General features: G+C 61.8%; 7 protein-coding genes. 4 read left to right on the top strand and 3 right to left on the bottom strand.

From position 1 onward, the window contains the following. Positions 1–62 precede the first annotated feature (62 nt). Positions 63–1,124: a ketol-acid reductoisomerase gene (gene ilvC / locus Q5H89_RS09365; protein ID WP_305019040.1), complete on the top strand. Its 1,062-nt coding sequence runs from the start codon at positions 63–65 to the stop codon at positions 1,122–1,124. 158 nt (positions 1,125–1,282) lie between these two features. Beyond that, the gene (gene ilvA, locus Q5H89_RS09360) at positions 1,283–2,557 is read left to right on the top strand and encodes a threonine ammonia-lyase IlvA (RefSeq protein ID WP_305019039.1); all 1,275 of its coding nucleotides are present in this window, start codon (positions 1,283–1,285) and stop codon (positions 2,555–2,557) included. A 163-nt stretch (positions 2,558–2,720) separates the two neighbouring features. Here ilvA and Q5H89_RS09355 read toward each other — a convergent pair whose 3' ends face one another. The 3 genes from Q5H89_RS09355 to Q5H89_RS09345 all read right to left on the bottom strand — a co-directional run bounded on the left by Q5H89_RS09355 (position 2,721) and on the right by Q5H89_RS09345 (position 7,878). After that, the gene (locus tag Q5H89_RS09355; RefSeq protein ID WP_305019038.1) at positions 2,721–4,760 is read right to left on the bottom strand and encodes a cellulase family glycosylhydrolase; all 2,040 of its coding nucleotides are present in this window, start codon (positions 4,758–4,760) and stop codon (positions 2,721–2,723) included. A gap of 189 nt (positions 4,761–4,949) precedes the next feature. After that, a complete protein-coding gene (locus tag Q5H89_RS09350) occupies positions 4,950–6,833 on the bottom strand; it encodes a right-handed parallel beta-helix repeat-containing protein (protein WP_305019037.1) in 1,884 nt (627 codons plus the stop codon). 115 nt (positions 6,834–6,948) lie between these two features. Continuing rightward, positions 6,949–7,878: a glycosyltransferase family A protein gene (locus tag Q5H89_RS09345; protein ID WP_305019036.1), complete on the bottom strand. Its 930-nt coding sequence runs from the start codon at positions 7,876–7,878 to the stop codon at positions 6,949–6,951. A gap of 120 nt (positions 7,879–7,998) precedes the next feature. On the opposite strand from Q5H89_RS09345, the gene Q5H89_RS09340 reads away from it, so the two are divergent. Both Q5H89_RS09340 and yidC read left to right on the top strand, forming a co-directional pair. Next, positions 7,999–9,651: a CTP synthase gene (locus Q5H89_RS09340; RefSeq protein WP_305019035.1), complete on the top strand. Its 1,653-nt coding sequence runs from the start codon at positions 7,999–8,001 to the stop codon at positions 9,649–9,651. Between the two features lie 208 nt (positions 9,652–9,859). Next, entirely contained in the window at positions 9,860–11,650 is a 1,791-nt protein-coding gene (gene yidC, locus Q5H89_RS09335) for a membrane protein insertase YidC (RefSeq protein WP_305019034.1), read from the top strand. Positions 11,651–11,682 lie beyond the last annotated feature (32 nt).

Genomic DNA, 11,682 nt, shown 5'->3' with positions numbered 1-11,682 from the left:
CGTTAGGCTCCCCCTCCCCCGCAGGGGAGGGGGCCGGGGGGTGGGGCTAACCTTCCCAACCAATGGCAACCATCAACTTTGGCGGCGTACCCGAAACCGTAATTACCCGCGACGAATTTCCGCTCCAAAAGGCGCTTGATTTCCTGAAAAATGACACCATTGCCGTAATCGGCTACGGCGTGCAGGGCCCCGGCCAGGCGCTGAACATGCGCGACAACGGCTTCCATGTCATTGTGGGCCAGCGCGAGGGCACGCCCTCGTGGGACCGCGCCCTGAAGGATGGCTGGGTACCGGGCGAGTCGCTTTTCAGCATTGAGGAAGCTGCCGATAAGGGCACCATCATCTGCAACCTGCTGAGCGACGCGGGCCAGATTGCGCTGTGGCCCACGCTCCAGAAGTACCTCACGCCGGGCAAAACGCTGTATTTCTCGCACGGCTTCGGCATCACATTTAATGAGCAAACCAATATCATCCCGGCCAAGGATATCGACGTGATTTTGGTGGCTCCCAAGGGCAGCGGCACCAGCCTGCGCCGCTTGTTTGTGGCCGGCGGCGGCTTGAATTCTTCCTTCGCCGTGTACCAGGATGCTAGCGGCAAGGCCTGGGAAAAGGCCATTGCCATGGGCATCGGCGTGGGCTCGGGCTACCTGTTCGAGACTGATTTTAAGAAGGAAGTATACTCCGACCTCACCGGCGAGCGCGGCGTGCTGATGGGCGCGCTGGCCGGCATCATCGAGGCCCAGTACCAGGTGCTGCGCCAGCGCGGCCACTCGCCCTCCGAGGCTTTCAACGAAACGGTGGAAGAGCTGACCCAGAGCCTCGTGCCCCTAGTGGGCGAAAACGGCATGGACTGGATGTTTGGCAACTGCTCGGTAACGGCCCAGCGCGGCGCACTCGACTGGAAAGGCAAGTTCCGCGACGCCACCCTGCCCGTGCTCAACGACCTCTACGACAGCGTGGCTAGCGGCGAGGAAGCCCGCCGCACCATCGAACGCGGCAGCACCCCCAACTACCGCGCCGAGCTGGAAGCCGAGCTGAAAGAAGTGCGCGAGTCGGAGCTGTGGCAGACCGGCGCCACCGTGCGCGAGCTGCGCTCGCGCAGCAGCGAGAATGTAGAAGCGTAACCTCAACGCCTGTCATTGCGAGGAGGAACGACGAAGCAATCGCATCAGAACAGTAGCGCTCGCCTCGTATTGGGGTAGCCGTTCTGGTGCGATTGCTTCGTCGTTCCTCCTCGCAATGACAGGTGGTTTGTAGCTGTACCAATTATCCCCGAATCCCCATGCCCGACCTGCTAGCCCCGGCGGCCACCGCCGTTACCCTGGAAAACGTGGAGGCCGCCGCCCGCCGCCTCAAAGGCGTGATTACCAAGACACCCCTGGTGCTGAATCTGGGGCTTTCGCGCAGCTACGACGCCACCATTCTGCTCAAGCGGGAAGATTTGCAGGTGGTGCGCTCCTATAAAATCCGGGGGGCTTACAACAAGATTGCCGCGCTGCCCACTACCGTGCCCAGCCGCCAGATTGTGTGCGCCAGCGCCGGCAACCACGCCCAGGGCGTGGCCTACGCCTGCCAATTGCTGGGCTTGCAGGGCGACATTTTCATGCCCGCCCAAACGCCCGCCCAGAAGGTGGACAAGGTGCGCCTGTTCGGCAAAAACAGGGTGAGAGTGCACCTCACGGGCCGCACCTTCGACGACTGCTACCACGCGGCGCAGGCGTTTTGCGACGAGCGCGGCAGCACGTTCGTGCACCCGTTTGATGATTTGGCGATTGTGGAAGGCCAGGCCACGGTGGGGCTGGAAATCCTGAAAGAGGCGCACCACACGCCGATTGATTTTTGCTTTATGCCCATCGGCGGGGGCGGGCTGGCCTCGGGGCTGGCCAGCGTGTTTCGGCAGCTGAGCCCGCACACCAGGCTCATTGGCGTGCAGCCGCTAGGGGCACCCAGCATGCACGATGCCCTGGCGGCCGGCCAGCGGCAGGCGCTGGCTAGCCTCGACACCTTCGTGGACGGCGCGGCCGTGAAGTGCCCCGGCGAGCTTACGTTCGACATTTGCCAGGCGCTGCTCGATGAGGTGCACCTCGTGCCCGAGGGCCAGGTGTGCGAAGACCTGCTGAAGATGTACAACGAGGAAGGCATGGTGCTGGAGCCCGCCGGCACCCTGGCCATCTCAGCCCTGCACGCCTACGCCGACCAGATACGGGGCAAAACGGTGGTATGCGTAGTAAGCGGCTCCAACAACGACATCACGCGCATGGAGGACATCAAGGAGCGCGCCCAGCGCCACCAGGGCCTCAAGCACTACTTTATGGTGCGCTTCAACCAGGCGCCGGGGGCGCTGCGCCGCTTCGTGAACAACGTGCTGGCCGAGGGCGAGGACATCATTCAGTTTCAATACATCAAGAAAAATAACAAGGAAAAAGGGCCCGTTTTCATCGGGGTAGAAGTGCGCCAGCGCGGCGACGAGGCCGGCATTATGGCCCGCATGGCCGCCGAGGGCTTCGGGTTTGAGTACCTCAATGGGCAGCAGGATTTCCTAAGCTTGCTAGTGTGAGAAAGTCAGCCAAAATCAACATTTATGTATAGTATATAACAAAACAGCCCGTCATGCTGAGCTTGTCAAAGCAGCTTACCTGCGCCGCTAGGGTACTTCCTAACGACTCGGGCGAGCTGCTTCGACAAGCTCAGCATGACGGGCTGTTTTCAGGGCGATGTTGCTACTCCTTCGTCACTTTAAACGCCTGGGTGAAATCGGCCCCCGTGAGGCGCACCACGTAGAGGCCGCTAGCCAGGCCCGAGGCGTCGAACACGTTTTGCGCGCCCGTGTCGCCGTAGCTGCGCGTAAGCACAGTGCGGCCGGTGGCATCGGCCACGGTGAGGGTGTGGGCCTGCGTGCCGGCAGGCAGCGAGTAGGTGAGCAGGCCTACTACCGGGTTAGGATAAATAGTCAGCTCGGCCTTGCCAGCGGTGGCTAGCGGGGCGGCCAGGCGGGCGGTGCCCACCACGGTGTAGCGGAAGGCTTCCCAGCCCGAGATGGTCATGCGGTTGCAGGTCACGGCTTGCTGGCCGTTTTCGCTGGAAATGTAGCGGCCGTTGTAGCCGCCCAGGCTGATGGTGCCGTCGGCGTTCACAATCCAGTCGAAGGTTTCCCACCAGCCGAAGCTGGTGCGGTTGCAGGTGATGGCCTGGGTGCCATTTTCGCACGACACGTACTTCCCCTGGCTGCGCAGCGCTACCTTGCCGTTGCCGGCATCAACTACCGCAAACTGCTCCCAGGTGCCAGCGGCGGTGCGGGTGCAGGTCACGGCCTGGGCACCGTTTTCGCCCGAGAGGTAGGCGTTGTTGCTCACGGCGCGCAGCGTGATGAGGCTGCCGATGGGCGCGCGGGTATTGCGTACCGCACCGCCGGGGTTGGGCGCCACGGCATTGAGCGTGCCGGCGTTCGAGACGCAGTTGGCAAACTTGATGTTTTGCAGCACGGCCGGGATGTTGCCGGCGCCATCGACCAGATACGGCGGGTTGATGTGGAAAAGCGCGGCGTTGGCGCCGTTTTCGAAGCGCTTGTAAGTCCAGTGGCAGTAGCCGATGCCCACGCTGTTGAGGCCATTGGCGGCATCCTGCATCCACTGGGCCGAGTTTTCGCCGGTTTCGCCTACCCAAATGGGCACGTTGTTGTCGGAGCGGAAGCGCGTGAGGTTGCCGATGAGGCGCAGGCTGTTGGGGTTGTTGCCGTCTACCGAGTTGGGGTTGTTGTCAATCTCGTAGCCGCTGCCGCTGTAGCGGTGCGAGTTGTACACGAGGTTGGCCGTGTTGGTGAAGGTGCGCTTCTCCATCCAGTTGTAGTCGTTGCCAAACCCGTTGCCTTCCAGCAGGATAAGGTGGTTGTCGCTATTGCCCCGAATGGTGTTGATGAAGCGCTGCATCACATCGTGCAGGCGCTGGTTGCCATTCTGCGACGACGTGTTGGGGATGTTGTTGGGCTCATTGAGCACGTCGTACATGGCCACGCGCGGGTCGCCCTTGTAGCGGTTCGAAAGCGTGCTCCAGAGGCGCACGGCAATGTCCTGGTTTATCTGGTTGTTCCAGAAGTCGTTGCCGCCGCTAACTAGGGCATCCGAGATGTTGGTATCGCTGCCCTGGGCGCCGGGCGCGGCGTGCAGGTCAAGCACCACGTACATGCCGTTGGCGCCGCACCAGCTCAGCACCTCGTCGATGAGGCGCACGCCTTCCTGCTGCGTAGGGTCGGTAAAGAGCTGATTGTTAGTATACCAGCTACGCAGCGAGTTGAGGTAGTCGCCGTAGCTCGTGCTGCCCTTGCTCACGCCGGTGCGTACGGCGCGCTGGCTAGCCGTCAGAAACAACTCATAGTGCAAGGGCAGCCGCACGCAGTTAAAGCCCTTGTCCTTAAGATAGTCGATGTCGGCTTTCGTGAAGAAATTGTCGCGCCACTGCTGGTAAAAGCTCTCTACCTGGCCGTCGCTCTGGCCCTGGCTGTAGAGGTATTGCTTGATGGAGCCCTGGGTGCCGCTGTAGCCGGGCTTCATCATGTAGCCTTCCTGCACCTGCCAGCCGCCGAGGTTCACGCCTTTCAGGATAACCTCCTGGCTGCTGGCGTTCACTATCTTGGGGCCGCTGGCTTGCAGAAAGCTCTGGGCAAAAGATACTTGCCAGCCGAAGCAGGCAACTAGGAGGGTAAGGCTGGCCAGCAGGCGCTGCGCCAGCACGCGCACGGCGGCGCGGCCAATAAAATTGGGCATAAGGGGTGGGAAAAGGAGGTGGAAAAGGAGCATCCGAACCGCAAACGTTTGTGGTCCGGCTACTCAATACTACACCGCTAAGCACCTTCCCCCTTAGTCCTTGGCATAAAATATTTTTATGTCGCCGACTTTCTGCGCTTTCTTATTGGATAATTGCAGCAAAAAACGGCTGCCCGTGCGGCCGGCGGGCTAGCCCGGGCGCCGGCCTCTGATGGCTTTGGGAGCCAGCCGCAGCTGGCCCCGGCCCACCATAGTGACGGGCGTGGCGGGGTCAACGTAGAAATAGGCCCCATCCTCTACAAGCAGCTGGCCGGCAATGGTGACTTTGGTATGGGCCCGCACTTCCAGCGAAGCCCCTTTTTTGATGACCAGCCGGGAGGTGGGCCCAATGTATAGTTCGGTCACCGTCCAGCCCAAATCATTGATGACCATGCCATTGCCGGGGCCAAGCACCACGCTGGCCGAGTCGCGCTTGTGCGCCGGACTGCGGCCAATATCAAGGCCCGCCACCACGGTGTAGAAGCAGTTGGTAGCCAGCAGCCGGAGGCTGCCCGGCGCCCGCACCACCGTAGAGCCCGAGGCTGCGCCGTTGCCCAGGGTCACGTTGGTATGGTGCATACTGGTGCGGTGCGGCCCGTCGCGGAAGGTAGTGGTGCCCGTGAATACGGCGCCCTGCAGGTTGTCGTAAGAGCCCTGCGTGGGCCTGGCATAATCGTAGAGAAACGTGCACCGCCGCAGGTGAAAAAAGCTCGCCGTATCGGGGTTTCCGCCATCGGCGGGCTTGCTCACGATGGCCCAGATGAGGTAGCTGTTGGTGCCCAAAAACCGGCAGTCGGTGAAGCTCATGTAGCGCGCCGCACCGTCGGAGTGCATCGTAAACGGGCCGTAGGCCGCCTGGCCGTGGTAGGGCCGGTCCTCGAAGGTGCAGCCCACAAAGCGCGTGGCCTCGCCAGGCCTGGTGGCGCGGCAGCCGTGCACAAAGGCCCCGTAGATGCGGCAGTTGCTGAACAAAAAATCGGGCTGCGTAACCCAGGCCGACCAGTTGGTGGTGCCCCACAGCAGGCTGTTGGCTACCACGATGTTTTTGGTGGTTTCGGGGTGGGTGCCGGCCGGCCGGTCCGATACCAGGGCCTGGCCGGCATTATCGACGAGGCGGCAATTGTCGAGGCGCACGTTTTTGACGAAGCCATTCTCGGGCTCCAGGTCTACGCCCGCGCCGGGGTTCGAGAACAGCGCCTTGCCCAGGGCCGGAATCACGACCCGGCCGGTGTGGCTGAAGCTGCAATTGGTGGCCCGCAGGCCGCTCGCGCCCGTAACGGACAGCCCCTGGCGGCCGTTGTAGTTGCAGGTCAGGTTTTCGAGCACAATGTTGTCGGCCTGGGCATCGTCGAGGCTCTTGGCCAAGTGGTTGAGCACCTGAATGCCGTCGCGGCCGAAGTGGTGCAGCGCCAGCCCGCGCAGCGTGATGCGGCGCGATTCGGCCACGAAAATGCCGTCGTAGTTGAGCTGAATGCCGGTGTCGCCCCAGTGCCCGCCCACCACGGCCTGGCCCACGCTGCCGTTGATGGCCAGGCCCGCTACCGTCACGTTCTCACAGTTTTGCAGCACCAGGCACGTACCCACGATGGCCGCATACTTGCGGTCTACAAAAAAGGCGCTGGGCGCCTCAAAAGGCTTTTGGGCGGCCGGGTCGAAGGCCCCGTAGCGCAGGCCGCTGGCGTAGCGAATCTCGGTGCTGGCGCTGTCGGCCCCCTGAATGGTAAGATTGCGGCAGCCCACCAGCTTCAGCACCTCGATGCCGTCGTTGCCGAGCGGGTTTTGGCGGCCCACCAGGTACACGCCCTTCGGGATGGCCAGCACGGCCGGCGCGGCGCCGGCCGGCGTTTGGGCGCGCTTGTTGAAAAAATCGGCCGCTTTGGCAAACGCGGCCTCATCGTTGGTTCTACCATCGCCAACGGCCCCAAAATCCTTTTTCAGGTCTTTGGCCAGCAGCGCTTGCGCAGACGCCGCTACCGGCGCCCCACCCGCCAGCCATGCCAGCCAAACCAGCCAATAGATACGTACTTTCTTCATAAACCCAGCTTAATTTATCGTACCACCGGCCCCGCTGCCGCGCCAAGCCGAACAACTGGCTGCCCGGCAATTTTCTTGCCTCGCTTTTCAAAAAGAAGCGCGCGGGGCCCCTACCCTACCTGGCCGCCAGCCGCTGCCACAGCCGCCCGGGTAGCCGCCGCAAGCGGCCGGGTAGCGCCCGGGCTTTGGCCGCCAAGCGCCACAGGCGCGGGTACTGATAAGGGCGCAGCGCCCTACTTACCAGCTGCCCGGCCCCCACCTGCACGTAGCCTGTGGCCCGCAGGTAGCTTTTAAGCCATTCCAGAAACTGCCGCCGCACCTGGTGGTAGTGCGCTTCGCCCTGGATGGTGTGCATAATGGAGCCCGCCCGCTGCCGGTACTTGTTGTGGCAGGCCGCACTCACGTACACGGCGTGGTGCAGGTACATTTTGGCCAGGAAAGCCTGGTCCTCATACAACGCACGAAACGAGGCTTCGAAGCCGCCTACTGCCAGGTAGGCCTGCCGGGTTACCACCAGCCCGCAGGTGCAGGGAGCAGCCCCCGGCCCTAGCGGGTAAAGCAGGGCCGACAGGGCCGGGGGCTGGTACAGCTGCCCCGCTGGCGCCCCCACAGCAATAATTTCATCCGGCCGTGCGGGACTAGCCCAGCTGTACCAATAAAGGGTTGCCTCCAGTACCATCGCGGCCGGCTTATTTTCTTGTAACAGCGCTACTTGCGCTGCCAGGTAAGTTGGCAGCCAGACATCGTCGGCATCGAGCAGGGCAATCAGCTCCCCGGCGCTGTGGTGCACGCCTACATTGCGGCTGGCGCTGGAGCCCAGGTTTTGGTGGCCCGCGTGCTCGTAGTAGCGGATGCGGCCGGGGTGCTGCGCAGCGTAGCGCTTTGAGATGGCCGTGCTGCCGTCGGTCGAGCCATCGTCTATCAGCACCAGCTCCCAGGCAGGATATTCCTGCTGAAGCACGCTCTCAATTGTTTCGACCAGAAATTGTTCTGTGTTCAGAAACGAGACGACGACCGAAACCAGGGGCAAGGCAGGAGGGTTCATGCCAGCAAATTACACCGGCCTTGCTGTCTTGGGTAGCGGGGCGCAGCGCCGGGCCGCCAGCCTAGTTTAACCAGCGGGCGCCCGCTGCCGCCTTCCCACGCCGTAACTTTGTCCCCCGTCATGCCTGAACGCTCCACCCCCTCCCCCGCAGCGTCGGCCGCGAAGTATATCTTCGTCACCGGCGGCGTCACCTCCTCACTCGGAAAAGGAATTATTTCCGCCTCCCTGGCTAAGCTTCTGCAAGCCAGAGGCTTTCGGGTCACCATCCAGAAGTTCGACCCCTACATCAACATCGACCCCGGCACGCTCAACCCTTACGAGCACGGCGAATGCTATGTAACCGACGACGGCGCCGAAACCGACCTCGACCTGGGCCACTACGAGCGCTTCCTGAACACGCCCACCTCGCAGGCCAACAACGTAACCACCGGCCGCATCTACGACACCGTGATTCGGCGCGAGCGCGAAGGCGCTTTCCTGGGTAAAACGGTGCAGGTAGTGCCCCACATCACCGACGAGATAAAGCGCCGCATGCTGCTGCTAGGCCAGGGCGGCGAGTTTGATGTGGTGATAACCGAAATCGGGGGCTGCATCGGCGACATCGAGAGCCTGCCTTTTGTGGAGGCCGTGCGCCAGCTGCGCTGGGAGCTGCCGCCCCACGACTCGCTCGTCATTCACCTCACGCTGCTGCCCTACCTGGCGGCGGCCGGCGAATTGAAGACCAAGCCTACCCAGCACTCGGTGCGCGATTTGCGCGAAGCCGGTTTGCAGCCCGATATTCTGGTGTGCCGCTCCGAGCACCCGATTCCGCCGGAGATGCGCCGCAAGATTGCGCTGTTTTGCAACGTTAAAATCAACTCCGTTATCGAGAGCCTCGACGCCGATACCATTTACTCGGTGCCACTGCTCATGCTGAAAGAGGAATTGGATGCGCGCGTTATCAGCAAGCTGCGCCTGAACGGCGGCCACACCCCCGACTTGGAGGAATGGAAGGAGTTTCTGGGCCGCCTCAAGAACCCGACCGAGGAAGTAACCATTGCCCTGGTGGGCAAATACGTGGAGCTACCCGATGCGTATAAATCTATTATTGAGGCGTTTATCCACGCCGGCGCTACCAACGAGTGCAAGGTGCGGGTGCGCACCATTCAGAGCGAGTTCCTGACGCCCGAAAACGCCGTGCAGCAGCTCGAAGGCGTGGATGCCGTGCTGGTAGCCCCCGGCTTTGGCGAGCGCGGCTTCGAGGGCAAGGTGGCTGCCGTGCGCTACGTGCGCGAGAATAGCATTCCGTTTTTCGGCATTTGCCTGGGTATGCAGGTAGCCGTGGTAGAGTATGCGCGCAACGTGCTAGGCCTGCCGCAGGCCAGCTCGACGGAGATGGACCCGCTCACGCCCGACCCGGTTATCGCCCTCATGGCCGACCAGAAGGATATCACCCAGAAGGGCGGCACCATGCGCCTGGGCGCCTACACCTGCGAGCTTAAGCGCGGCTCGCGCGCGGCCAAGGCCTACGGCCGCAATACCATCAGCGAGCGCCACCGCCACCGCTACGAGTTCAATGGCGCCTACGCGCAGCAGTTTGAGGATGCGGGCCTGCACCTCTCGGGCACCAACCCCGAAACCGGGCTGGTAGAAGTTATCGAGTTGCCCAAAACCGTGCACCCCTGGTTTGTAGCCGGCCAGTTTCACCCCGAGCTGAAGAGCACCGTGGAAACGCCGCACCCGCTGTTTGTGCGCTTTATCAAGGCGGCCATTCAGCGCAAGAAGGGGTTGTAATGCGGAAGTAAAAGCGCCGATAGAACGTCAGGCTCAACTGGCGTCCGCCTGCCGAAGCCACTCGCTTGCGCCGTTAGGGTTACTGCTCCAACGGTGCAAGCGAGCGGCTTCGGCAGGCGGGCGCCAGCTCAGCCTGGCGTTCTTTTTTTGTTAAGCGCCCCTGCCCCGCCCCGCCGTACCTTTGTCCTTCGTATTCTTTTTATTGTAAATGGACCGCAATCAAGCGACTGGCCTTTTTCTAATTTCGGCCTTGCTCCTGGTGTACCTGTTTTTCTTCTCGCCTAAGAAAGAGCCGGAGCAAAACAAGCCCCAGACCACCACTACCGCCGCCGCCACCAAGCCCGTGGGGGCCGCCCCCGCGCTAGCCCCCGAGGCCCTGCCCACCGACACGGCCGCCGGCCCGGTGCGCACCATCGAGCTGAAAAATCCCGAGCTTACGCTGAATTTCTCGACCCAGGGCGGCCGCGTGGTGGCCGCGCGCCTCAACAACTACAAGACGTTCTTCGGCAAGCCGCTCGACCTGTTCGACGCCCAAAGTGCCCGCTACAATACCAAGCTGACCACTACGGGCGGCCAAACGATAGACTTCGCCAGCCTCAATTTCCGGGCCGATGCGCCCACGGCCACGGCCGACGGCGGCCAGCAGCTGGCCTTTACCGCCCCGGTGGGTGGCGGCACCGTGACCCAGACCTACACGCTGCCCAAGGCGGGCTACGAGGTGAAGTATAACCTCAAGCTCAGCGGGGTGGCTACTACCCAGCCGCTGAGCTGGAGCTTCGTGGACAACGTGCGCCAGACCGAGCAAGACATCAAGCAAAACCGTAACCACACCACCATCAACCACTACCGGGCCGATGGCAAGCAGGATAACCTGGCCGAAGCCAGTGAGAAACCCGAGGAAACCAAGGTGTCTGAGCCGCTGACCTGGGTTGCCGACAAGCACGATTTCTTTGTGGCAGGTTTCATTGCCGATTCGCAGCCCTTCGCCAACGGTCAGTTTAACGCCAACGTGAACCTAGCCGATTCAACCTTCATCAAAGGGTTAAGTACTCAATTGAGTATTCCTGTGGCGGCTGTAACCGGCGCGCAAGGTGCCAATTACCGCTACTTCTTCGGCCCCAACCAGTTTAATCTGCTTAAGAGCACAGCCCCGGATTTCGATAAGAACGTATTCTTGGGTTTTGGGCCGTTTCGATTGGTAAACCGTTTTCTCGTCATTCCCACGTTCAACTTCCTTCAACAATATATCAGCAACTACGGGATTATCATTCTGCTGCTCGTGGTGCTTATCAAGCTCGTAACGTGGCCCTTAACCTATAAGACTTACGAGAGCCAGGCCCGCATGAAAGTGCTGAAGCCAGAGCTGGACGAGATTAAGGCCAAGTACCCCGACGATGCCACCAAGACCCAGCAGGAGACGATGAAGCTGTACTCGCAGTTTGGGGTGTCGCCGCTCAGCGGCTGCGTGCCCACGCTGCTTACGCTGCCGATTCTGTTTGCCATGTTCCAGTTCTTCCCCAACGCGATTGAGCTGCGCCAGCAGCCCTTCCTGTGGGCCCACGACCTGAGCACCTACGACAACCCGATTCTGCTGCCCTTTACGCTGCCGTATCTGGGCAATCACATCAGCTTGTTTACGGTGCTGATGACCATCTCGACGCTCTTCATGACCTACCAGAGCAACCAGATGAACACGGCCGCCATGCAGGGCCCGATGAAGTTTTACAGCTACCTCATGCCGCTGATTTTCTTCTTCGTGCTGAACAGCTTCGCCTCGGGCCTGACGTGGTACTACCTGGTTTCCAACGTCGTAACGCTGGCGCAGCAGGCCCTTACCCGCTCGTTTGTGGATGACACCAAGATTCGCGCCCAGCTCGAAGCCAACAAGGTAAAAAACAAGGACAAGAAGCCCGGCGGCTTCCAGGCCCGCCTGGCCGAAGCCATGAAAACCGCCCAAGAGCGCGAAGCCCAGGCCAAGAAATCGCCCGGCAAGGCCTAGCCCGTATTGGCAGTTGCTGGGAAAGCGTTCGG

Origin of the sequence: Hymenobacter cheonanensis (assembly GCF_030581075.1) — a bacterium.
GTDB lineage: Bacteria > Bacteroidota > Bacteroidia > Cytophagales > Hymenobacteraceae > Hymenobacter.
This window is presented reverse-complemented; position numbering and strand designations above follow the sequence as displayed.

What these genes read in the sequence shown, in the direction of transcription:
- ilvC (WP_305019040.1), top strand. Translation starts at nt 63, where the DNA reads ATGGCAACCATCAACTTTGGCGGCGTACCCGAAACCGTAATTACCCGC.
- ilvA (WP_305019039.1), top strand. Translation starts at nt 1,283, where the DNA reads ATGCCCGACCTGCTAGCCCCGGCGGCCACCGCCGTTACCCTGGAAAAC.
- Q5H89_RS09355 (WP_305019038.1), bottom strand. Translation starts at nt 4,760, where the DNA reads ATGCCCAATTTTATTGGCCGCGCCGCCGTGCGCGTGCTGGCGCAGCGC.
- Q5H89_RS09350 (WP_305019037.1), bottom strand. Translation starts at nt 6,833, where the DNA reads ATGAAGAAAGTACGTATCTATTGGCTGGTTTGGCTGGCATGGCTGGCG.
- Q5H89_RS09345 (WP_305019036.1), bottom strand. Translation starts at nt 7,878, where the DNA reads ATGAACCCTCCTGCCTTGCCCCTGGTTTCGGTCGTCGTCTCGTTTCTG.
- Q5H89_RS09340 (WP_305019035.1), top strand. Translation starts at nt 7,999, where the DNA reads ATGCCTGAACGCTCCACCCCCTCCCCCGCAGCGTCGGCCGCGAAGTAT.
- yidC (WP_305019034.1), top strand. Translation starts at nt 9,860, where the DNA reads ATGGACCGCAATCAAGCGACTGGCCTTTTTCTAATTTCGGCCTTGCTC.